19 protein-coding genes and 1 pseudogene are annotated in these 21,520 nt (G+C 67.4%); 6 read left to right on the top strand and 14 right to left on the bottom strand.

The window, feature by feature from the left end; all coding sequences use genetic code 11:
* Positions 1 to 13 precede the first annotated feature (13 nt).
* From ftsX to ftsY, 3 genes are all read right to left on the bottom strand, one after another.
* A complete protein-coding gene (ftsX, locus tag D580_RS0101815; RefSeq protein WP_018952731.1) occupies positions 14 to 970 on the bottom strand; it encodes a permease-like cell division protein FtsX in 957 nt (318 codons plus the stop codon).
* The gene (ftsE, locus tag D580_RS0101810; protein WP_018952730.1) at positions 967 to 1,647 is read right to left on the bottom strand and encodes a cell division ATP-binding protein FtsE; all 681 of its coding nucleotides are present in this window, start codon (positions 1,645 to 1,647) and stop codon (positions 967 to 969) included. The genes ftsX and ftsE overlap by 4 nt, the downstream gene beginning before the upstream one ends.
* 98 nt (positions 1,648 to 1,745) lie before the next feature.
* A complete protein-coding gene (gene ftsY / locus D580_RS0101805; RefSeq protein ID WP_018952729.1) occupies positions 1,746 to 2,732 on the bottom strand; it encodes a signal recognition particle-docking protein FtsY in 987 nt (328 codons plus the stop codon).
* 63 nt (positions 2,733 to 2,795) lie between these two features.
* On the opposite strand from ftsY, the gene D580_RS0101800 reads away from it, so the two are divergent.
* The 5 genes and pseudogenes from D580_RS0101800 to D580_RS15995 form a co-directional block, all read left to right on the top strand.
* Entirely contained in the window at positions 2,796 to 4,196 is a 1,401-nt protein-coding gene (locus D580_RS0101800; protein ID WP_018952728.1) for a M16 family metallopeptidase, read from the top strand.
* A gap of 112 nt (positions 4,197 to 4,308) precedes the next feature.
* On the top strand, positions 4,309 to 5,625 hold the full coding sequence (locus D580_RS0101795) for a M16 family metallopeptidase (RefSeq protein ID WP_155999643.1): 1,317 nt from the start codon (positions 4,309 to 4,311) through the stop codon (positions 5,623 to 5,625).
* Between the two features lie 198 nt (positions 5,626 to 5,823).
* Positions 5,824 to 6,441, top strand: coding sequence for a 16S rRNA (guanine(966)-N(2))-methyltransferase RsmD (rsmD, locus tag D580_RS0101790; protein ID WP_026289606.1), 618 nt, complete (start codon positions 5,824 to 5,826; stop codon positions 6,439 to 6,441).
* A gap of 178 nt (positions 6,442 to 6,619) precedes the next feature.
* Positions 6,620 to 7,501 carry an NAD(P)-dependent oxidoreductase gene (locus D580_RS0101785; RefSeq protein ID WP_018952725.1) on the top strand — a complete coding sequence of 294 codons (882 nt, stop codon included), beginning with the start codon at positions 6,620 to 6,622 and terminating at the stop codon, positions 7,499 to 7,501.
* A 773-nt stretch (positions 7,502 to 8,274) separates the two neighbouring features.
* A pseudogene (locus tag D580_RS15995) lies at positions 8,275 to 8,907 on the top strand (mechanosensitive ion channel domain-containing protein); the annotation flags it as partial.
* Between the two features lie 46 nt (positions 8,908 to 8,953).
* Here the strand turns inward: D580_RS15995 and D580_RS0101775 are convergent.
* From D580_RS0101775 to D580_RS15985, 3 genes are all read right to left on the bottom strand, one after another.
* Entirely contained in the window at positions 8,954 to 9,823 is an 870-nt protein-coding gene (locus D580_RS0101775) for a fructosamine kinase family protein (protein ID WP_018952723.1), read from the bottom strand.
* 209 nt (positions 9,824 to 10,032) lie between these two features.
* Positions 10,033 to 10,302 (bottom strand): DUF2442 domain-containing protein, encoded by a 270-nt coding sequence (locus D580_RS15990; RefSeq protein ID WP_081617219.1) that lies wholly within the window; start codon positions 10,300 to 10,302, stop codon positions 10,033 to 10,035.
* Positions 10,283 to 10,441, bottom strand: coding sequence for a DUF4160 domain-containing protein (locus tag D580_RS15985; protein WP_419581636.1), 159 nt, complete (start codon positions 10,439 to 10,441; stop codon positions 10,283 to 10,285). Before D580_RS15985 ends, D580_RS15990 begins: the two co-directional genes overlap by 20 nt.
* Positions 10,442 to 10,695: 254 nt before the next feature.
* Between D580_RS15985 and D580_RS0101770 the strand changes: the two genes are divergently transcribed.
* Positions 10,696 to 11,085, top strand: a complete 390-nt coding sequence (locus tag D580_RS0101770; protein ID WP_018952722.1) for a group III truncated hemoglobin — start codon at positions 10,696 to 10,698, stop codon at positions 11,083 to 11,085.
* Positions 11,086 to 11,206: 121 nt separating this feature from the next.
* On the opposite strand, the gene D580_RS0101765 is transcribed toward D580_RS0101770, so the two are convergent.
* From D580_RS0101765 to mdh, 8 genes are all read right to left on the bottom strand, one after another.
* Complete coding sequence (locus D580_RS0101765) at positions 11,207 to 13,264, bottom strand: transglycosylase SLT domain-containing protein (protein ID WP_018952721.1); 2,058 nt, start codon at positions 13,262 to 13,264, stop codon at positions 11,207 to 11,209.
* 367 nt (positions 13,265 to 13,631) lie between these two features.
* A complete protein-coding gene (locus tag D580_RS0101760; RefSeq protein ID WP_018952720.1) occupies positions 13,632 to 14,174 on the bottom strand; it encodes a pseudouridine synthase in 543 nt (180 codons plus the stop codon).
* Between the two features lie 120 nt (positions 14,175 to 14,294).
* Positions 14,295 to 15,323 (bottom strand): nickel/cobalt transporter, encoded by a 1,029-nt coding sequence (locus D580_RS0101755; RefSeq protein WP_018952719.1) that lies wholly within the window; start codon positions 15,321 to 15,323, stop codon positions 14,295 to 14,297.
* On the bottom strand, positions 15,305 to 15,976 hold the full coding sequence (locus D580_RS0101750; RefSeq protein WP_018952718.1) for a DUF1007 family protein: 672 nt from the start codon (positions 15,974 to 15,976) through the stop codon (positions 15,305 to 15,307). The genes D580_RS0101755 and D580_RS0101750 overlap by 19 nt, the downstream gene beginning before the upstream one ends.
* 94 nt (positions 15,977 to 16,070) lie before the next feature.
* A complete protein-coding gene (locus tag D580_RS0101745) occupies positions 16,071 to 17,138 on the bottom strand; it encodes a CobW family GTP-binding protein (RefSeq protein WP_018952717.1) in 1,068 nt (355 codons plus the stop codon).
* A gap of 12 nt (positions 17,139 to 17,150) precedes the next feature.
* Entirely contained in the window at positions 17,151 to 18,128 is a 978-nt protein-coding gene (locus D580_RS0101740; protein ID WP_018952716.1) for a 5'-3' exonuclease, read from the bottom strand.
* 51 nt (positions 18,129 to 18,179) lie between these two features.
* Positions 18,180 to 20,459 (bottom strand): putative bifunctional diguanylate cyclase/phosphodiesterase, encoded by a 2,280-nt coding sequence (locus D580_RS0101735; protein ID WP_018952715.1) that lies wholly within the window; start codon positions 20,457 to 20,459, stop codon positions 18,180 to 18,182.
* A 5-nt stretch (positions 20,460 to 20,464) separates the two neighbouring features.
* Complete coding sequence (gene mdh / locus D580_RS0101730) at positions 20,465 to 21,388, bottom strand: malate dehydrogenase (RefSeq protein WP_018952714.1); 924 nt, start codon at positions 21,386 to 21,388, stop codon at positions 20,465 to 20,467.
* Positions 21,389 to 21,520: the final 132 nt, after the last annotated feature.

The following is a 21,520-nucleotide window of genomic DNA, read 5'->3' as shown; positions in this document are numbered from 1 at the left end:
CACTGAATGTGCCTTATTGCGGTTCGATCTCCCTCAGGTGCCGGCCCACCGCGATCCAGGAGCCGCCCAGGCCCAGGGCGACGGCAGTGCCGAGCAGGCCCAGGGCGCCGCTGAAGCCGGGGCCCTGGAGGCGGAAGTCGCTGCCGTAGAGGGCGGCCAGCTGCTGCACGGGGCCGTTCAGGAGCACCAGGGCGAGCCCCACGATGAACAGGGCCAGCAGGCCGCCGAACAGGCCGAGCCACAGGCCGCCGTAGAGGAACGGGCGGCGGATGAAGCCGTCGGTGGCCCCCACCAGCTTGGCCACCTCGATCTCCCGGCGCCGGTTGAGGATGTCCAGGCGGATGGTGTTGCCCACCACCAGCAAGACTCCCAGCCCCAGCAGGATGGCCACCAGCACCACTCCCCGGCGGGTCATCTCCAGCAGGGCCTGCAGGCGCTGCACCCACTGCATGTCCACCTGGGCCTGGGTCACCCCTTCCAGGGCCTCCAGCTGGCGGGCCAGGGCCTGGACCTCGGCGGGTCCCTGGTGGGCGGGCACCGGGGTCACCAGCACCAGGGCGGGCAGGGGGTTGTGGTCCAGCAGGTCCAGGGCCTCGCCGAAGCCGGACAGGGCACGGAACTCCGCCAGGGCATCCTCCCGGGTGAGCGGCTGGGCCCGTTCCACGGCCTCCAGGGCCTGGATGCGTCCGGCCAGCTGCACCAGGGCGGGGTCGGTCACCGAGTCGGCCACGAACACGGACAGCTGGGCGCCGTGGTCCCAGTCGCCGCTGGCCGCCTGCAGGTTCTTGAGCGCCAGCCACAGGCCGCTGGGCAGGGCCAGGGCGATGGCGATCACCGCGAGCGTGAGCGCGGCGCCGAAGGGGTTGCGGTACAGGCGCCCGAGGCTGAACACCAGGGCCTGGGCGTGGTTGACCCCCCAGGCCTGGAAACGGGTGTGGATGGGCGGCGCGTTGCCCCGGGCGCGGCTCATGGCGCGATTTCCGGCTGCGGGTCGGCGTGCACCAGCTTGCCCGCGTGGAGCTTGAGGATGGGCTTGCCCAGGGTGGTGATCAGTTCCAGGTCGTGGCTGGCGATCAGGGTGGTCACGCCTACCTGGTTGAACTGCAGGAACAGCTCCATGATCTCCCGGGACAGCGCCGGATCCAGGTTGCCGGTGGGCTCGTCCGCCAGCAGGATGGCGGGCTTGTGCACCACCGCCCGGGCGATGCCCACCCGCTGCTGTTCACCGCTGGAGAGCGTCACCGGCTGGGCCTTCTCCTTGTGCAGCAGGCCCACCTTGTCCAGGGCCGCGCGCACCCGCCGGGCGATCTCCGGGCGCCGGTAGCCCAGGATCACCAGCGGCAGGGCCACGTTGTCGAACACGCTGCGGTCGTGCAGCAGGTGGTGGTCCTGGAAGATGATGCCGATGCCGCGCCGGAAATAGGGCACCTTGCGCCGGGGCAGGGTGTTGAGGTGCTGACCGTTGACCGTGATCTGTCCCCGGGTGGGCCGCTCGATCAGGGCGATGAGCTTGAGCAGGGTGCTCTTGCCCGCGCCGGAATGCCCGGTGAGGAAGGCCATGGCCCCCTCGTCCATGCGCAGGCTCACCTGGGACAGGGCTTCCTGTCCGCCGGGGTAGCGTTTGACGACATTCTGGAACTGGATCATGAAGGCAGTGGCAAGTCTCAAGTGGCTAGTGGCAAGGAAAAGCGGAATGGCTCAAGCGGGTTTGCTCTCCTTGCCACTAGCCACTTGAGACTTGCCACTCACTCAGCTCCGCTGAGCAGGGCCCGCACGAAGTCATCGGCACGGAAGGTACGCAAGTCATCGATCCCTTCCCCGACACCGATGAACCGGATCGGTATGCCCATGCGCTCGGCCATGGCGAACACGATGCCGCCCTTGGCGGTGCCGTCCAGCTTGGTCACCGCCAGGCCGGTGAGGTTCACGGCCTGGTGGAACTCCCGGGCCTGGTTCAGGGCGTTCTGGCCGGTGCCGGCGTCCACCACCAGCAGGGTCTCGTGGGGGGCGTCCGGGTCCAGGCGCTGGATCACCCGGCGCACCTTCTTCATCTCCTCCATGAGGTTGGTCTGGGTGTGCAGGCGGCCTGCGGTGTCGGCGATGAGCACGTCCACGCCCCGGGCCTTGGCGGCCTGCACGGCGTCGTAGATCACCGAGGCCGAATCCGCGCCCTTGCCCTGGGTGATGACCGGGATCTGGTTGCGCTCGCCCCAGACCTGCAGCTGTTCCACGGCGGCGGCGCGGAAGGTGTCGCCGGCGGCCAGCATCACCGAGCGGCCCTCGTTCTGCAGGCGCTTGGCCAGCTTGCCGATGGTGGTGGTCTTGCCGGCGCCGTTGATGCCCACCACCAGGATCACGAAGGGCTTTTTGCCGGGGTCGATCTCCAGCGGGTGTGCCACGGGGACCAGGATCTCGGTCATGGCCTCGTGCAGGGCCTTAAACAGCGCATCGGCGTCGGTGAGTTCCTTGCGGGCCACCCGGCGGGTGAGTCCGTCCAGGATGCGCTGGGTGGCCTCCACGCCCACGTCGGCCATGAGCAGGCGGGTCTCCAGTTCCTCCAGCAGCTCGTCGTCGATGGCCTTGCGGCCCATGACCAGGGTGGCCATGCCCTCGGTGAGCGCCTGGCCTGTCTTGGACAAACCCTTGCGCAGCCGGGAGAATAGGCCCTCGCTTTGCGCGGGCTCCGGGGTCTTGGTTTCGCCCTCGGGGCGATTTTTTCTGAAACCGAACATGGATCTTGGGTGTCTATGCAGTCACGAGAGCGCTCATCCTACCACCGGGGGCCACACGCGGAAATGAAGTACTCACAGCTTTGCCACCTTGTTCTCCTGACGCTTCTGCTGGCGCTTGCGCCCCTGGCCACACACGCCAATGTCCCGGCCAATGCCTCCGCCCAGGGCGTGCACGAATTCACCCTCTCCAACGGCATGAGGATCCTGGTGAAACCGGACAACCGGGCCCCGGTGGTGGTGTCCCAGATCTGGTACGGGGTCGGTTCCGCCCACGAGCACGGCGGCATCACCGGCATCTCCCACGCCCTGGAACACATGATGTTCAAGGGCACGGCCCGTTACCCGGCCGGTGAGTTCTCGCGCATCATCGCCGAGCAGGGCGGCCGGGAGAATGCCTTCACCAGCCGCGACTACACCGCCTACTACCAGCTGCTGGCCGCCGACCGGCTGGAGATCGCCCTCAAGCTCGAGGCCGACCGCATGCGCAACCTCACCCTGCCCAAGGATGAGTTCGTGCAGGAGATGCGCGTGGTCAAGGAGGAGCGGCGCCTGCGCACCGAGGACAACCCCAACGCGCTGCTATTCGAACAGGTCAACGCCACCGCCTGGCTGAACAGCCCCTACGGCATCCCCGTGATCGGCTGGATGACCGACATCGAGCACTACACCATCGCCGACATGCGCGACTGGTACGACCGCTGGTACGCGCCCAACAACGCCACCCTGGTGGTGGTGGGCGACGTGGATCCGCATGCGGTGTATCGCATGGCGCGGCGTTACTTCGGCCCCATCAAGGCCCGTGAGCTCCCCGAGATCAAGCCCCGGACCGAGACCCGCCAGCTCGGCGAGCGACGCATCATCGTGCGCGCACCGGCCCGGGTGCCGGCGGTGCTCATGGGCTACAAGGTGCCGGTGCTGCCCACCGCCGGGGAGGACTGGGAACCCTACGCCCTGCTGGTGGCCGCCGGCATCCTGGACGGCGGCGAGAGCGCGCGCCTGGCGCGCACCCTGGTGCGTGAGCAGGAACTGGCCGCCGGCGCCGGCGCCGGTTACAGCCCCTTCAACCGGCTCGACACCCTGTTCATGCTCAGTGCCTCCCCTTCCCAGGGCACCAGCCTGGCGGACCTGGAGGCGGCGCTCACCGAGTCCCTGGAGCGGCTCAAGCGCGAACCGGTCTCCGAGGCGGAACTGGAACGGGTCAAGGCACAGGTGGTGGCCCGCGAGGTCTACCGGCTGGATTCCGTGGAAGGCCAGGCCATGCAGATCGGCATGCTGGAGAAGGTGGGCCTGGGCTGGCGCACCCTGGACGAGATCGCCGAGCGTGTACGCGCCGTGACCGCCGAGCAGGTGCAGGCGGTGGCGCAGAAATACTTCGACGTGGACCGGCGCACCGTGGGCTGGCTGGAGCCGCTGCCCATCGACCCGGACAACCCGCCGAGCACTTTCGAGGGACACCTGCGCTAAGCCGTCAGGCGTTAGGCGTGAGGTGTCAGGCATATAGGTCGGGCTGAAGCCCGGCCCGGCCTACGAGAGACAGCAGTTCCCAAGCACAAAGCACGAAGCACAAGGTACCTCCATGAAACAACTCGGATCCATGCGCATCCTGATCGGCATTCTCCTGGTGTTGCTGCTCATTGCGCCGGTTCACGCCAACCCGGCCATCGAACACTGGGAGACCGACAACGGGCTCAAGGTCTACTTCATGCCCGCGCCGGCACTGCCCATGCTGGACCTGCGCGTGGTGTTTCGCGCCGGCAGCGCCCGGGACGGGGATGCCCCGGGTCTCGCGCGGCTCACCAACGGGCTGCTGAACACCGGTGCCGGCGACTGGGACGCGGACACCATTGCCGAGCGTTTCGAATCCGTGGGTGCGCAGTTCGGCTCGGATGCCCTGCGCGACATGGCACACCTGAGCCTGCGCACGCTCACGGAGGCCGACTGGCTGGAGACGGCCCTGGACACCTTCACCACCGTGCTGGGCGATCCGCGTTTCCCGGAAAGGGATCTTGAGCGCGGCCGGCGCCAGACGCTGGTGGCCCTGGACGCCGAGGCCCAGCGGCCCGGCTCGGTGGCCCAGCGCACCTTCTTCGAGGCGGTGTTCGGTGATCACCCCTACGCCAACGTGCCCCTGGGCACCGAGGCCAGCGTGCGCGCCATCACCCGGGAACAGGTGGTGGGCTTCCACCGGGAGTTCTACGTGGCGCGCAACGGTGTGCTGGTGCTGGTGGGCGGTATCGACCGCGCCCAGGCCGAGGCCATCGCCGGGCGCATCTCCGCCGCGCTGCCCGAGGGCCGTGCCGCGGCCCCGCTGCCGGAGGTGCCTCCCCTGACGGAGTCCCGCACCATCCGCGTGCCCTTCCCCTCGGCCCAGGCCCACGTGCTCATCGGCCAGCCGGGCATGCGCCGGGGCGATGAGGACTATTTCCCCCTGTTCGTGGGCAACCACGTGCTCGGCGGTGGTGGCTTCACCTCGCGGCTGTTCGAGGAGGTGCGTGGCCGCCGGGGCCTGGCCTACAGCGTGTACAGCTACTTCATGCCCATGGAGGCGGACGGTCCCTTCATCATGGGCGTGCAGACCCAGGTGGCCCAGGCCGACGAGGCCCGCCAGGTGATGCAGGAGATCCTCGCCGAGTACCGCGAGAAAGGCCCCAGCAGCACCGAACTGCGCGCCTCCAGGCTCAACATCACCGGCGGCTTCCCCCTGCGCATCGCCTCCAACAGTTCCATGATGGACAACCTGGCGATGATGGGTTTCTATGGTCTGCCCCTGGATTACCTGGAGCGTTTCAATGAACGCGTGGAGTCCGTGAATGAACGGACCATTCGCGACGCCTTCCAGCGCCGCCTCGATCCGGAGCGCATGGTCACGGTGATCGTGGGTGGTGAGGGCTGAAGCGCGGGGATGGTTTTGCCGCAGAGACGCAGAGGAAAAAACAACTGGACAGGATTTACATGATTGACATGATTTCAAGGCAGAAGCTTCAGGCCAATGGATCAAATCCTGTTAATCATGTAAATCCTGTCAGATCCCTGGATTTCTCCGCGTCTCCGCGTCTCCGCGCCTCTGCGGCGAACGAGGTCTTGTCTCATCATGAAACAACGCCACACCAGCCAGCCACGCCCCGGTGCTCCGGGGCGTTTGCGTATCGTCGCCGGGGAATGGCGTGGGCGGCGGCTGGCGGTACCTTCGGCGCCGGGGCTTAGGCCCACGCCGGATCGGGTGCGTGAGACCCTGTTCAACTGGCTGCAGGGTATCGTGCCCGGGGCTCGCTGCCTGGATCTGTTCGCAGGCGCCGGTGGGCTCGCTTTCGAGGCCGCCTCCCGGGGCGCGGCGCGGGTGGTGATGGTGGAGGCGGCGCCGCGGGTGGCGGCTCACCTGCGCGAGCAGGTGCAGCTGCTCGGCGCGGCCGATCGGGTGGAGATCATCGCCGGCGATGCGCTTGCCTACCTGGCGCGCTGCGACGAGGGTTTCGATCTGGTGTTCCTGGACCCGCCGTTCCACAGCGACCTCCTGAACAAGGCCCTGGCAGGCCTTGCCCGGGGACACTGCCTGCGCCCCGGCGCGCGGGTCTACGTGGAATACGCCGCCTCGGGCCAGCCGCCCGCGCTGCCTGAGGGCTGGCGCATCGCCCGAGAAGGCCGCGCCGGCGACAGCGCGCATCTCCTCACGGCGCCGATCGGGATGGGGTCCGCGAATGAACGCGAATGAACGCAAATGGAATGATAGAGATTCGAACGCCCAAGGACCTGAACTCATTTCATTGAGATAACTCCGTTGTGTCCGTGGCAAAATCTTTGCCGGCCTTGCGGCACGGCGCTTGAGCATCAATTCGCGTTTATTCGCGTTCATTTGCGGACCAAGGTATTTCGGGTTTTAGGGGAACTACATGTCAAAGGTCGGACTGCTGGGCACGGGGCTGATGGGGGTGCCCATGGGCGAGGCGCTGCTGCGTGCGGGGCACGAACTGCGGGTCTACAACCGCACCCGTGAACGGGCGCAGCCGCTGCTGGAGGCGGGCGCGTCGTGGTGCGATGCACCAGCCCGGGTGCTGGCCGAGGCCGAGGTGGTGGTGCTCATGCTCAGCGACCGGGCGGCCATCGAGGCGAGCCTGTTGTCCGACGCGTCACGCGCAGCGCTCGCCGGGCGTACGGTGATCCAGATGGGCACCATCGCCCCCCACGAAAGCCGTTCCGTGCGCGATGCGGTGGTCGAGGCGGGCGGCGAGTACCTGGAGGCGCCGGTGCTGGGCAGCATTCCGGAGGCCAGGGCCTCGAATCTGCTGGTCATGGTGGGTGCGGACTCGGCCGAGGCGTTCGAGCAATGGCGAGACGTGTTCACCGCCTTCGGTCCGAATCCGGTGCACGTGGGCGGGGTGGGCCAGGCGGCGGCGCTCAAGCTCGCCTTCAACCAGCTGATCGCCAGCCTCACCACCGCCTTCTCCCTGAGCCTCGCCCTGATCCGCCGCGAAGGGGTCTCCGTGGATCTGTTCATGGACATGCTGCGCGAGAGCGCCCTCTATGCGCCCACCTTCGACAAGAAGCTGGAACGCATGCTCAAGGCGGATTTCTCCAACCCCAACTTCCCCGTGAAGCACATGCTCAAGGACGTGAACCTGGTGGCCCTCGCCGCCCGGGAGGCGGGCGTGGACGCGGGCCTGCTGGCGCCGGTGCGGGAGAACCTGGAACGGGTCATGGCCACAGGGCACGGGGAGGAAGACTACTCCGCCCTGTACCTCGGCCTCGAACAGCGCAAGCCGGACCGCACTTAAGATCCCAGGCGTAGGTCAGGCTTGTTCGGCGCTTCCATGCGCCTTACCCCGTCGTGCTGAATGAATCGCTCCCGGCGATTCATTCAGCACGACGCCGCCAAAGACAAGTGACTGCGCTGGCGGTGCACATGCCCTGATAGCCCCCAGGACAACGACCCCATCACATTGCCTGCCTGAGGGCGTTTCGCGCCGATTTGTGCCGGACTATGCAATGGATCTTCATCACACGATTGATCCATGAGCGCTTCCCCCTTTCCGCCATCGGGAATCCGACCGGCCGATCACCCCAATCCTGACGCCGCCACCCTCACATGCGCCTCCCGTTGAAGACCTTGCTACGCCTCCTGATCCTTGCCGTCCTGTTGCCCTGGTTCGCGTTTGCCACGGCACAGGAGATGAACGGGGCCGTTGGCCCTGCCATGCCGGCGGTATCGCCCCAGCAGCTGCTGGAGCTGCGCGCCTCGCTCCAGGACAACCGCGCGCGGCTGATGCAGATGGCGGAGGTGATCGACATCGCCCGGGCAGAGGCCTGGCTGGAGGCAAGTCCGGCGGCGCGCTTTGCCGAGCGCATGGTGGCCACGGCCGAGGACTCCGCGGAGCGCAGCATGTGGCAGGCGGCCATCGACCTGGAGACCGAAGGGGCCGAGCGTCTGCGTGGCGCCCTGGAACGGGCGGCACTGGCCCGGGCCGCGGGGGAGCGCATCGACGAGGCCCTGCAGCGCATCACCCTGATGCTCGGCACCCAGCCGCGCATCGGTGAGGAAACCAGCCTGTCCGCCATCGAGGCGGACATCGCGGCCCTGACCCTGGGCCTGGGCTTCGGCCTGCAGGAGGTGGTGGCCAACTTCGTCTCGGGCATCATCATGCTGTTCGAACGCCCGGTGCGCGTCGGCGACACCATCACCATCGGTGAATACAGCGGCACCGTCGCCCGTATCCGCACCCGCGCCACCACCATCGTCGACTGGGACAACCGGGAGATCGTGGTGCCCAACAAGAACTTTATCACCGAGCGCCTGATCAACTGGACCCTCTCAGACACCATGACCCGCATCGTGATCCCGGTGGGCGTGAGCTACGACGCCGACGTGGACGAGGTGATGGGCACCCTGAAGACCATCGCCGAGGAGAGCCCGCTGGTGCTCAAGGAGCCGGCGCCCACGGTGCTGTTCCTGAAGTTCGGCGACAGTGCCCTGAGTTTCGAGCTGCGCGTCTACGTCAATGCGATGAAGGACCGGCTGATCACCATCAGCGAACTGCACCGCACCATCATCAAGGAATTCCGCGACAAGGGCATCGAGATCGCCTACCCGCAGATGGATATCCACGTGCGCGACCTGCCCCCGGCCAAGCGCGCGGGCCAGGGGCACCCGGAACCGCCCAGGCCGGACCCGCAGGCCGGCTGAGATTTGTGACTCGGGACAGTTTGGTGATACCTCGAACCCGGCCGGTTCACCGCGCTTCGCTGAGCAGGCGCCTGGCAAGCCGCTCCGACTGGCCCGCATAGCCGCCGCCGAACAGGTTGTAGTGGTTGAGCAGGTGGTAGAGGTTGTAGAGGTCCTTGCGCACCCGGTAGCCCGGGTCGATGGGCCAGGTGGCGTGGTAGGCGTCGTAGAAGCGGCTGCCGGGCCCGCCGAACAGTTCCGTCATGGCCAGGTCCGTCTCCCGGTCGCCGAAGTACACCGCCGGGTCATAGATCACCGGGTTGCCTTCCCGGTCCGCGTCCCAGTTGCCACTCCACAGATCACCGTGCAGCACCGAGGGCACCGGGTTGTAGCCGTCGAAGAAGCCGGGCAGGGCCTCCATGAGCCTGCGCACCGCATCCTGGAGCCCCCTGCCGCCGCCCCGTTGCGTGGCCAGGTCGATCTGACATCCCAGGCGCTGCTCGCGCCAGAAGCCGATCCAGTCCTCCCGCCAGGTGTTCACCTGGGGCGTGGCACCGATGGTGTTGTCCCGGTGCCAGCCGAAGCGCTCGGCGGTGTGCCGGTGCATCTGCGCCATCTGCTCGCCGAAGACAGCCGGATCGAGGCGTCCACCCAGTTCCAGCAGTTCCATGACCAGGAAGCTCTGAGCGCCCTCCACCCCGTGGCACACAGGCAGCGGCACGCGGATGGCCTGCGACTCGGCGAGCGCCAGCAGCCCCTCGGCCTCCGCGGCAAACATGTCCGAGAGCCGGGCGCTGTTGCGCTTGACGAAAAAGCGCCGCCCGTCGGTGCCGGTGAGGACGGCGGCCTGGTTGATGCAGCCGCCGCCGGTCGCACGTTCATCGGCAAGGCGAAAGGCTTTGCCGGTGGACTGTGTGATCAGGGATTCGAGAGACATGGGTCAGAATGGATGAAGCCCGAGGACGGAAGTTTGAAGAACAATCGTGCCTGAAGATTTCCCGGTATCGCCAGTGCTCAAAGGCAGATATCGCGCACTGCGCAAAGAAGGGCGATCGCATAGCTTTAGGTGGAGAATGAAGATCGGATGAAGAACCGCCCGGCCGATGGCAAGGGAAAAAGGAAGTCCGGTCAGCAGGCAGATGAGATTCATTTGTTAATTGCGGCATTCGGTGAGGGCGCCCCTCGCAATAGTCCCTCGGTGCTGAGGTCTTCGTCCAGATCAGGCCAATGGATACCGTAGCCTCCGCCACAGATCTTCCAGTTGTTTCGCTGACGCGCTGTCGCGTGGGCAAGGCGCGGATACCATTCGACGGGTACAGAAATCCTCCGCCCGTCCTTTAGGCTGACCGTCAGGTAGTCTTCAGAGAATTCCACCGATGCGACGCGTTCGTCAGCGTTAAGCGCCAAAGTACCCATGCCAAGCCTCCAGAAGTGCCGAATGGTTTGATTCTACAATACCCCTGATGGTACGGAGTTCGTGTGCAGGGAAGCCCAGGTTCCGGGCCAGTGATACGGGCTGTAACCAGAACTTGGCGGAACAGTCGTCGCGGTCCACATGTATATGGGGCGGTTCGCCTGGTTCGTGACTGTACCAATAGAACCGATACGGCCCCTCCTTGAGCACAGTTGGCACGAGCCGTCTCCCTTTGGCTGGCGAGATTGATGCAATCAGTTTCTCACATCGACTTTAGTCGTCCGGAAGCCCTGGAGCAAACCCGTCCAGGTTGGCGGTGTCGGTTCGCAGAGAGACCCGGGCCCCTACGAGGTAGAATGAGAGGTTCATCCTTCATTCTTGGCCTCTCGACTTTTATGAAACGAACCCTGCAACCCCTGTGCGACAAGATCGGCCATGAGCGCATCAAGGCCGTGATCCACGCCTTCTACGGCAAGCTGCGCAGCGATGCACAGCTGGGCCATTTCTTCGCCCATATCGAGGACTTCAGCGCCCACGAGGCCCGTATCTCGGATTTCTGGTACACGGCCATGGGCGGGCGGCTGGAGCATCCGCCCCAGGTGGACATGGTGGGCAAGCACTTTCCGCTGGGGATTCAGGACGCGGACATCGACCGCTGGCTGGAGCATTTCCGCGCCACCACCGCCGAGCACCTGGAACCGGGGCTGGCGGAGCAGTGGGTGTTCATGGCGGAGGGGATTGCCGGGCGGCTGCGGCAGATCGTGGTGCATCATCAGCTGCGCTGATGAAGTGGCTAGTGGCAAGTCTCAAGTGGCAAGGGAAGCCACCCTCACCCCAACCCTCTCCCTGAGGGAGAGGGAGAAAAATTTTTTGACTTACCTTGCCACTAGTCACTAGCCACTGCTCTCAGGAGCAAGGAATCTCCTCGTAACCCGGCGCATCACACACCTGCGTAAAGGCCGCCAAGCCCCCATTGTCCCAGCGCTCGTTGTGAGCCAGGCGTGAGGCCTCCAGATCCGACTGGGCGGTGATGGGGGGCAACAGGCTGCTGATGCGGGTGGGCGGCAGGCCCAGGCGCATCTCGTAGATCACCTGGTAGGCCAGCACCCGGCGCACGTAGCCGCGGGTCTCGGGGAAGGGGATCAGCTCGGCCCAGATGTCCGCGTCCATGGCGCCCTCTGTCGGCAGCCAGCCGCTCACCCGGTGGGCGCCGGCGTTGTAGGCGGCGGTGGACAGGATGGGGTGTCCGCCGAAGCGGTCCAGGTTGCGGCGCAGGTAGTAGGTGCCGATGGGCACGTTGATCCGGGGATCCAGCAGGTCGTTCGGATTGCGCAGGGTCATGTTCACGTGGCGGGCCATGGCCCGGCCGGTGTCGGGCATCACCTGCATCAGGCCCAGGGCGCCGGCGTGGGAGCGGGCATCCACCATGAAGGCGCTTTCCTGCCGGGCCACGGCCATGGACCAGGCGGGGTTGATGCCCTGGCGGGCGGACTGTTCCAGCATCAGGCGGGCATGGGCCAGGGGGAAGCGCAGGTCCATGTCATCGAACTCACCGGCCCGGGCCGCGGCGAAGATGGCCCGGTCGTGCCAGTCCCAGCGGTGGGCCAGCAGGGCTGCGGCCTTCAGGTCCTCCCGGTCCAGACCGGCCAGCACCCGTTCCCATTCCCTGCGTGCCTCGATGCCCCTTTCCAGGGCCACCCATTCCCGGACCCGCTGCAATTCGGGCCGGGATGCCAGCCCATCGAGCCGCTCGGCGGGGACCTCCAGGGGGCGGTGGCCGATGCGATACGGCAGGCCTGCGCGATCGGCGGCCATGAAGCCATAGAAGTTGCGTTCCTCGGCCAGGGCACCGTACAGGGCGCGGGCCTGGCCGCTCTGGCCCGTGGCCTCCAGGGCCCGGGCGCGCCAGTAGCGCCAGGCGTGATCGTCGCGCTGTTCGGGGCTCATTTCGGCGATGGCCTGCTGCACGGTCTGCCAGTCGCCAGCGCTGAGCGCGGCGCGCACCTGCCATTCCCGCAACTGGGCATCGAAGACCTCGGCAGGCAGGCCGGCCAGATGCGGGAGGCTTTCGGCGCCGGTTCGCAGCACCAGGCGCAGGGCGAGGGTGCGTTCCACTTCCCGGGCCAGGGCCTCGGGCAGGGCCTGAGCCTCACCGTAACGCTGCCACATCTCCATGGCCTGTTCCGGCTCTTGGCGGGCCAGGCGGGTCCAGGTATGGGCGAGCATGGCGCCGGCGCGGGGGTGATCGCCGGCCTTCCACGCCACCCGCCCGACCTGGGCGGGCCGGTGGTAGAGGTCCAGCCAGCGCTGTGCCCAGGCGCGCTCGGCCTCGGGCAGGTAGCGGGAGATGTAGCGGGCCAGACCCGGCTGTCCGGCCTCCATGGCCAGGCTGAAGCGGCCCCAGGCCAGCTCGGTGCTGAGGTGGCCGGCCTTGCGCCAGGCGTCCAGCACCGGGTCGCAGGCCTCGGGCAGGGAGCGGCCGCTGAGCCAGATCTGTTCCACGCCGCGCAGGGCCTCGTCGTCGTGGCCCAGGTTGAGCAGGGCCTGCCTGTGCAGGCAGCTGAGGGTCGGGGTGGCGCTGGGGGCGTCGAAGTCGCGGGTCAGTTCCGCCCAGCGTTTCTCCCGGGCCAAGCGGTTGAGCCAGGCATGGCGCAGGCGTTCGGCGTAGGGGGTGTCGGCGTGGGCCTTGAGGAACTCGCGCACTTCCTTGCTGCTGGCGCGGGAAAGGCGAAATTCGAGATCCGCGAACAGGAGATAGGGCAGCAGGGGATAGTCGGCGAGCCCTTCCAGGCCCTTACTGAAGGCGTCCCGGTCCCGTCGGTTGAGGGCCTCTTCGGTGGCCTTGAACAGGGCCCGTTGTGCTTCGAGCCGGGATTCGGGGGTGGTGGCGGCGTTGGCAGAGCCGGCCAGGAGAACCGCCAGCAGGGGGGCCAGCAGCCAGGACAGTGAACGGCGCGTGTACACGGGTGACCTCCGCGGCGGGCCGGGTCGGCCACGCCTGGAATCGACTTTAAATTTACCGCCTAAGTAATGCAAATAAGGGCGGGTTGATATTCAAGGGACGTCGCGGAATGGCCGATGGAGGGGTCTTTGCCTGGTCGCGACTGAAGATCAAAAGACTTTCTCTCGCGGAGGCGCAGGGACGCGGGGAAAACCTTATTTGATCAAACGGCTTTCCCCGCGGCTCCGTGCCCCCGTGAGAGGACATGGGTTTTGCCGGGCATCGCAGAAAACACGATCCTCTCACGGAGCCACTGAGGCACGGGGAAAGCTGATCAGCAATTCTTTCTCCGCGTCTCTGCGCCTCCGCGAGAGCACAAGGTTTTCGCTTTCAGCTTTCCAGCACCAGCCGCTCCCCGGGCCCGAGGCCGTCCAGGGTCCAGGAGCCGACCCGGTAGCGGATCAGGCGCAGGGTTGGGTGGCCAACGGCGGCGGTCATGCGCCGGACCTGGCGGTTGCGGCCCTCGGAGATCGTCAGTTCCAGCCAGGTGGTGGGGATCGACTGGCGCACCCGGATGGGCGGATCCCGGGACCAGAGGCCGGGCGGTTCGTCGATGATCTTCACCCGGGCCGGCAGGGTGAGGCCGTCCTTGAGTTCCACCCCCTCGGCCAGGGTCTTGAGGGCCTGCGCATCGGGCACCCCTTCCACCTGCACCCAGTAGGTCTTGCTCATCTTGTGTTTCGGGTCGCTGATGCGCGCCTGAAGCCGGCCGTCGTCGGTGAGCACCACCAGGCCCTCGCTGTCCCGGTCCAGGCGGCCGGCGGCGTAGACCCCGGGTTCGGGCACGTAGTCCGCCAGCGTGCGCCGGCCTTCCCGATCGGTGAACTGGCAGAGCACGTCAAAGGGCTTGTTGAGCAGGATGATGCGCGGCACCGGGGCCTCGTCGGATGTTGACTTGTAGGAGCAACGACTTCGTCGCGAACAGCGGAGTTTACCGGGCTGCGGTTTTCGGCACGAAGTCGGGCCTCCTGCAGTGAAGAAACCCGGCCGGTGTCACAGCCCCAGCGGGTGGGCGGGGGCGTCGAGGCCGGCGCCCAGCAGGCTTAGACCTAAGGCGAAGATCAGCAACCCGCCGGCCAGCGCCACCCCCTGGCCGGCCCGGGCCCAGGCCAGGCTGCCGCCCTGGTTGCCGGCGATGCGCCCGGCCCAGTGGCGGGCCTGCACGGCGAGGATCGCCAGCACCGACACGGTGATGGCGGTGCCCACGGACATGGCCAGCACGGCGGCGATGCCCGCCAGCCACAGGCCCAGCACGTTGGCCACGGCCAGCACCAGGATCGCGCCGGTACAGGGGCGGATGCCCACGGCCACCACGGTGCCGATCATGGCACCCAGGCTGTCGCTGCGGGCCGCCTGTTCGGGGGTGACGTGGTGGGCGTGGCCGCAGCCGCAGCCGTGTTCATGATCGTGATGATGGTCGTGTCCGTGCGCGTGATCATGATCATGTGCATGCTGCGCCACCGGGCGCAGGCGCCACAGGCCGCGCAGGGCGCGAAACACCAGCCAGGCACCCACCGCAGCCACCAGGGCGAAGCTGATCATCTCAAGCGTCCTCACCTGTCCGAGGGCATCCCGGGTCAGGCGCTCTGCGATCACCACCACGCCCACCACCAGGGCGATGGCGGTCAGTCCCTGCAGCAGGGACGAGGCCCAGGAGAGCACCAGGCCGCGGGTCATGTGCTGGCGATGGGTGAGCAGGTAGGTGGTGATCACCGCCTTGCCGTGGCCGGGCCCGGCGGCGTGGAAGATGCCGTACAGGAAGCCCACCAGCACCAGGGCGAAGGTATTGGCGGCGGTGGGGGCGTTCTGGATGCGCTCCATGCCCCGGGCCAGCTGCCGGTGCAGGTCCCGCTGGGTGTTGAGCACCCACAGGGTGGCCCGCTCCCAGGCGTTCAGGGCTTCCGGTTCGCTGGCCGTGGCATGGGGCGCTGAACTGCCGCCGGACAGGGGTGAGGCCCCGAGCAGCGGGGCCCACAGCAGCAGTGCGATCAGCACGGCCGGGATCAGGGTGCCGGGTCGCATCGCACCTCCCCGTGTTCGGTGAAGTGGCGGCCCAGGTCCGGGTCGCCGGTCTGGTTGGCGTCCAGGGCGGCGGCCCGGGCGACGATCACGGGATCGGGCCGGGGCTGGCGGATCTGCAGGCCGCAGCGTTCCGAGGCGCCCTCCAGGGCCACGGTCGCGTCCGGGTCGTGGAGGATCTCGATGTAGTAGCTGGGATCGAACACGGCGTAGGTGAGCGGCGCGGTCTCAGGGTTCACTGGTGCCGGCAACACCAGGGTAAAGCCCAGTTCCAGGCGACCGGCGGCATTGACCAGGCCATGATCCCGGACGCTGAAGCCCTGCATGCGCTGCCCGCCGTGGCTCACCTCGGTGAAATAGTGGTAGGGGGCGAGGTTCTCGATCATGCGGTTGCCGATGTCCGCGAGCTTTTCCTCCGGTGTGTTGCCCCGGGCATCGGTGGCCATCTCTTCCAGCAGCACCAGGCTGTAGAAGGGATCGATGCGCCAGACCTGGCGCAGGGCGGTAATGCGCCCCGCCTCGTCGAACACCACCGCCACCCGCAGGTCGATCCAGGCGTGGGGGTGGGCGTGGGCCTGGGCACTCAGCAGAACCGCCAGGAACAGGACGAGGCCAGTGAGCAGGCGGCGCAGGGGCTGTAGGGCGAATGGCTGCATGGGTGAAACGGGTCGCTGATCGTGGGGTGCCTTGTTATCACATAACCTGACTGCTTGGTAAGTGCAGGCTGGGCAAAGTTCATCAAGGGGCGCTTCAGAGCCGCAGGGAACGCAGCCTGGCATCGAGCCGTCCGGCATCCAATGGCGCGTGATGAATGATCTCCAGGCGGGTCTCCTGCCCCGGTGTGCGGGGTTCAAGGGTGCCCTCGCCGGAGACCCGGTTGAGGGTGAACCAGCCCCGGTCGGTGTGCAGCACGCCCTTGGTCCGGTCCCATGCACCCCCGTGCAGCAGCTCGATCAGGCCTTCGTGCGCCAGCCGAACGGCGGGGCCGAGCAGCCAGCTGATGCCGTGGTAGCCGTCGCCGTGCTGGGTCGCCAGGAACCAGTCGGACCGCGTGCCCGCAGGTGAATCATGGCTGTCCCCATGCGCGTACTCAGGATGATGGGTGTCCCCAAGTAGATCACCATGCGCGTACTCAGGATGATGGGTGTCCCCAAGTAGATCATCGTGCCCAGGATGATGGGTGTCCCCAAGTGGATCATGGGTGTCCTCAACGGATCGCTTTGGATGGGCTGGCAGGTCCAGCCAGGCGGGGTCCAGGGCACCCTGGCTGACCAGGGCGGTGCGGGACTTGGGCGGGTCCAGCCTCCGGGCGAAGTCCAGGAAGGCCTCCCGCTCCGCATCGCTGTACAGATCGGCCTTGTTGGCCACCAGCACGTCGGCGAGCGCGATCTGGTCCTGCCAGGTGGGGTGCGTCCGGTGCCGGGGTGAGGCCAGATGGCGTGCGTCGATGAGGGTGATCACGGCGCGCAGATCAAGCACCTGCCGGTAGAACTCACCAGTGAGGGTCTCGATCACCCGGGCCGGGTGGCCCAGGCCGGTGGGTTCGATGAGGATGCGCGCGGGGCGCTCCTCCCGGATGAGCCGGTTGAGCCCCACGGTGAAGGCCTGGCTGCTGACGCAGCAGAGACACCCGCCCGGCACCTGGCGGATGGCCACGTCCTCGCCTTCCATCAGTTGTTCGTCCACCCCCACCTGGCCGAACTCGTTGACCAGCACCGCCCAGCGTTCGCCCGCTGGACGATGGGCCAGCAGATGGCGGATGGCGGTGGTCTTGCCTACGCCGAGGAAGCCGGTGATCAGGTGGGTGGGGATGGGCATTGGATTCAAAATTCAAGATTCAAAATTCAAAGGGGTGGAGTCGTGTTTCTTTGAATTTTGAATTTTGAATCTTGAATTGTCTTCCAGCCGGTCGATCAGCGCTTCCCAACGTACCCGGCGCGGGCCGTCGATGCCGAGCTGATCCAGGAGCGCGGTCAGGGCCGCGCGGTCCGGGGCGGCGGGGGTGAGGTCCAGGTCTTGCGGCAGGTCTTCGATGTCGCAGTGGATGCCGGTGAGCCGGCGCGAGAGGCGCACGCTGTGCTCGTGTTCGGCGATCAGGTCCGCCAGGCGCCTGGCGCCGCGGATGTGCAGTTTCGCCACTGCATCGGTATCGGCAAACAGCGTGTCCAGGTCGCCGAACCGGCGCAGGATGCGCGCGGCGGTGGCCATGCCGATGCCGGGCACGCCGGGGATGTTGTCCACCTTGTCGCCGGCCAGGGCCAGCTGATCGGCCACCTGCTCCGGGCGCACGCCCAGCTTCTTCTCCACGCCCCGGGCGTCCAGGCGCCGGTCCTGCTGGAATTCCCACCACAGGTCGCCGGGGCCCACCAGCTGGGTCAGGTCCTTGTCGGCGGTGATCAGGTGCACGCTGCCGCCCGCGGCCTGCTGACGGGCGGTCAGGGTGCCGATGATGTCGTCGGCCTCGTAGCGGGGGCTGGAGAAGGCGGGAAAGCCCAGGGCAGTGACCAGGGCGCGGCACTGGCGGAACTGGCGCTTGAGGGATTCCGGGGCCGGCGGGCGGTTGGCCTTGTATTCGGGGTAGATCTCGTGACGGTAGGACTGGCCGAGGCTTTCGTCGAAGGCGAACACCACCGGCGCCGGCGCGGCCCGGGTGAGCAGGCGCACCAGGAACTCGCCGAAACCGGTCACCGCATTGGCCGGGTGGCCCTCACGGTCGGTGATGGCCTCGGGCAGGGTGAACCAGGCGCGGAACACGTAGATGCTGGAGTCCACCAGCCACAGGGGGCTGGCGCGGTCGGGGTCTGTCACGGGGTGTCCGGGCGGGCAGGGAGCAAGGCCCGTAGCTTATCAGCTGCGCGCTCAGCTCACGATGCGCAGCCGCTGGGTCTCGATCCAGCCGGGGATCTCGGCGGCGGGCAGGGGGCGGGACAGCAGGTAGCCCTGCACCTGGTCGCAGCCCATCTCCCGCAGCAGGTCCAGCTGGGATTTCTCCTCCACGCCCTCGGCCACCACCTCCAGGCGCAGGGCGTGGGCCATGAGTACGATGGCGCGCACCAGGGCGCGGGTGTCCTCGGCGTGCAGCATGTCTTCCACGAAGCTCCTGTCCACCTTGAGCTGCCGGATGGGGAAGTGGCGCAGGTAGTTGAGTGCCGAATAGCCGGTGCCGAAGTCGTCGATGCACAGGCCGATGCCCATGGCATCCAAGGTCTGCAGGGTCTCCGCCACGTGACGGTTCTGCTCCATGAGCAGGGATTCGGTGATCTCCAGGTGCAGGCGCTCGCTGGCGATGCGGTGCTGGCGCAGGCGGCGGGCGATGCGGCTCACCAGGCCGTCGCGGCGGAACTGCACGGGGGAGAGGTTGATGGCCAGGGTCAGGTGCGAAAGCCCCCGTGCGTCCCACTGGGCCAGCTGCGCGCAGGCGGCATCGATCACCCAGTCGCCGATCTCGTGGATCAGCCCGGAATCCTCGGCCACGGGGATGAACTCGTCCGGTGGCACCAGGCCGCGCACCGGGTGCTGCCAACGCATCAGGGCCTCGAGGCCCCGCACCCCCGCGCCGCTGAGGGAGACGATGGGCTGGTAGTGGAGCAGGAACTGGTTCGTGTCCAGGGCGGTGCGCAGTTCGCCCTCCATGGTCAGCCGGGCGCGCACGCTCCGGGTCAGTTCCGGCGAATAGAAATCGAAGGTGTTCTTGCCCCGGGACTTGGCCTGGTACATGGCGGTGTCGGCGTCCTTGAGCAGGTCCGCCTCCGCGGTGTCGTCGCTGGGATAGAGGGTGATGCCGATGCTGGCGCTCATGGTGATGCTCTGTTCACCCAGCATGAAGGGCGCGCGCAGGGTGTCCAGCAGCTTGCGCACGAAGGTGACCGCGTCCTCGGGGCGCTGGATGTCGGTAAGGATCACGGTGAACTCGTCGCCCCCCAGGCGCGCCAGGGTGTCGGTCTCGCGCAGCACCCGGCCGAAGCGCCGGGCGATCTCCTGCAGCAGCCGGTCGCCGGCGGCATGCCCCAGGCTGTCGTTGACCCGCTTGAAGTCGTCCAGGTCGATGAACAGCAGGGCGATCAGCCGCTCGTGGCGCTTGGCGTATTCCATGGCCTGGTGCAGGCGGTCCTGGAACAGCGTGCGGTTGGGCAGTTGGGTCAGGCTGTCGGAGTAGGCCAGTTCGTTGAGCCGTTCCTGGGCCTGCTCGCGCTCCCGGACCTCCTGGGCAAGTGCCTCGGACTGGGCGCGCAGGGCCCGGGTGTGGTGGCGGATCTGCTGGCGCAGGAACAGGGCCAGGCCGATGACCAGCAGCGTGAGCAGCACGATGCCGGCCAGAATCACCGGGTGCCAGCCGGGAAGCGGTCTGGGCGTCCCGCCGGTATCGCCCAGCCAGCGGTTCATGCTCAAGTGGTACAGGGAGCCGGGCTGGGTCTTGAGCTCTCTGAGGTGCCGGTCGATGGCCTGCAGGACCGGCGCCATCTCCGGGCGGGCGCTGGCGAAGTGCAGTTCCACCGGGTTGAAGATGATGTGGGTGGGAATGGCCTCCGGCACCCGGAACTGGCGCCCCACCAGGCGGTTCACGGCGGCGGCGTCCACCTCGCCATGGGCCAGCAGCTGCATCACTTCCCGGTAGTCGGCCACGGGACGGAGCTCCGCCTGCACGTTGAACTCGCGCAGCAGGGACTCCAGGGCCTGGGCGTGGGTGTCGCCGGCCTTCACGGCGATGCGCGCGCCGGCCAGGTCCAGCACGGAATCCACGACCACGTCCCGGTGCCGGTAGATCACGCCCCAGTTGGTGAGCATGGCCTCGCGGTTGAACTGCAGTACCTGGGCCCGCTCCGGGGTGTAGGCGATGGCGGCGATCAGGTCGATCTGCCGGTTTTGGCCCATTTCCAGCAGCTCCGCAAAGGAGGCGGCCACGTAATGGATCTTCCAGCCCTCCCGGCGCGCCGCCTCCTCCAGCAGGTCGATGACCAGGCCCCGGGGTCCCTCGGCATCGATGCCGATCAGGGGCGGGTTCACGTAGATGCCCACCCGCAGGGTCTCACCGCTGGCCTGTCCGCTGTTCAGTGTCTGGAATTGGGCCTGGGCGGGCGCCCAGGCCAGGCACAGGAGCAGCAGCCAGGTGACGGCAGCAGGGGTGGGGTGCAATCGCATGGGGCCTATTTGAGCCGGTTGATGTCGTTGCGCACGCCGGCCAGGGATTGATCGAATTCCTTGCGCTCGCTGGGCTCCAGGGGCAGTTCAATCACCGACTCCACGCCGTTGCGGCCCAGGATGCAGGGCACGCCCATGGCCACGTCGCGCTCGCCGTATTCGCCCTCCAACAGGGCCACGGTAGGCAGCACGCGCTTACGGTCCAGGGCGATGGCGTCTACCATGGCGGCGATGGCCGCGGCCGGGGCGTCGTAGGCGCTGGAGGTCTGTTTCAGGGCCAGGATCTCGGCGCCGCCGTGGCGGGTGCGCTCGACGATGCGCGCGATGGCCTCCTCGGACAGGAAATGGCGCACCGGGATGCCGTTGATGGTGGAGTAGCGCAGCATGGGCACCATGGAATCGCCGTGCCCGCCCAGCACCATGGCGTTGATGTCATTGACCGAGAGCCCGGTCTCCAGGGCGACGAAGGAGGCCATGCGCGAGGAATCCAGCACGCCCGCCTGGCCGAACACCCGGTTGCGCGGCCAGCCGGTGCGCTGCCAGGCCCGGTAGGTGAGCACGTCCACGGGGTTGGAGACCAGCAGCAGCATGGCATCCGGGGCGTGTTCCATGATCCCGTCCACGAGCTTGTCCAGGATCGCCACGTTGGTGTCCAGCACGTCGGAGCGCGACATGCCGGGCTTGCGGGGGATGCCGGCGGTGATCACCACCAGCTCGGCGCCGCTGAGGATGGCGGCATCGGTGCCGCCCTTGAGGCGGGTGTCGAAACCGAACAGGGGCGCGGTCTCCTGGATGTCCAGGGCCGCGCCTTCCGCCGCCCCTTCCCTGACGTCCAGCAGGACCAGTTCACGACAGGTGTCGTTCTTGGCCAGGAACTGCGCGGTGGATTCGCCGACCCGGCCGGCGCCGATGATCGCTATCTTTTCCATGGGGGTCTCCCGTGGTTTTGGGCCTCACCTAAGTGTAGACACATAACGCCGGTGACCGGTACCCGGGAAGGATGAAGGATGAAGCAAAAGTCGATCCTCTCACGGAGCCACGGGGACTCGGAGAAAGGCAAA

Origin of the sequence: Thioalkalivibrio sulfidiphilus (assembly GCF_000377945.1) — a bacterium.
Taxonomy (GTDB): Bacteria; Pseudomonadota; Gammaproteobacteria; order Ectothiorhodospirales; family Ectothiorhodospiraceae; genus Thioalkalivibrio_A; species Thioalkalivibrio_A sulfidiphilus_A.
This window is presented reverse-complemented; position numbering and strand designations above follow the sequence as displayed.

What these genes read in the sequence shown, in the direction of transcription:
- D580_RS0101795 (WP_155999643.1), top strand. Translation starts at nt 4,309, where the DNA reads ATGAAACAACTCGGATCCATGCGCATCCTGATCGGCATTCTCCTGGTG.
- rsmD (WP_026289606.1), top strand. Translation starts at nt 5,824, where the DNA reads ATGAAACAACGCCACACCAGCCAGCCACGCCCCGGTGCTCCGGGGCGT.
- D580_RS0101785 (WP_018952725.1), top strand. Translation starts at nt 6,620, where the DNA reads ATGTCAAAGGTCGGACTGCTGGGCACGGGGCTGATGGGGGTGCCCATG.
- ftsX (WP_018952731.1), bottom strand. Translation starts at nt 970, where the DNA reads ATGAGCCGCGCCCGGGGCAACGCGCCGCCCATCCACACCCGTTTCCAG.
- D580_RS0101755 (WP_018952719.1), bottom strand. Translation starts at nt 15,323, where the DNA reads ATGCGACCCGGCACCCTGATCCCGGCCGTGCTGATCGCACTGCTGCTG.
- ftsE (WP_018952730.1), bottom strand. Translation starts at nt 1,647, where the DNA reads ATGATCCAGTTCCAGAATGTCGTCAAACGCTACCCCGGCGGACAGGAA.
- ftsY (WP_018952729.1), bottom strand. Translation starts at nt 2,732, where the DNA reads ATGTTCGGTTTCAGAAAAAATCGCCCCGAGGGCGAAACCAAGACCCCG.
- D580_RS0101735 (WP_018952715.1), bottom strand. Translation starts at nt 20,459, where the DNA reads ATGCGATTGCACCCCACCCCTGCTGCCGTCACCTGGCTGCTGCTCCTG.
- D580_RS0101775 (WP_018952723.1), bottom strand. Translation starts at nt 9,823, where the DNA reads ATGTCTCTCGAATCCCTGATCACACAGTCCACCGGCAAAGCCTTTCGC.
- D580_RS0101800 (WP_018952728.1), top strand. Translation starts at nt 2,796, where the DNA reads ATGAAGTACTCACAGCTTTGCCACCTTGTTCTCCTGACGCTTCTGCTG.
- D580_RS0101745 (WP_018952717.1), bottom strand. Translation starts at nt 17,138, where the DNA reads ATGCCCATCCCCACCCACCTGATCACCGGCTTCCTCGGCGTAGGCAAG.
- mdh (WP_018952714.1), bottom strand. Translation starts at nt 21,388, where the DNA reads ATGGAAAAGATAGCGATCATCGGCGCCGGCCGGGTCGGCGAATCCACC.
- D580_RS0101750 (WP_018952718.1), bottom strand. Translation starts at nt 15,976, where the DNA reads ATGCAGCCATTCGCCCTACAGCCCCTGCGCCGCCTGCTCACTGGCCTC.
- D580_RS0101770 (WP_018952722.1), top strand. Translation starts at nt 10,696, where the DNA reads ATGAAACGAACCCTGCAACCCCTGTGCGACAAGATCGGCCATGAGCGC.
- D580_RS15990 (WP_081617219.1), bottom strand. Translation starts at nt 10,302, where the DNA reads ATGGGTACTTTGGCGCTTAACGCTGACGAACGCGTCGCATCGGTGGAA.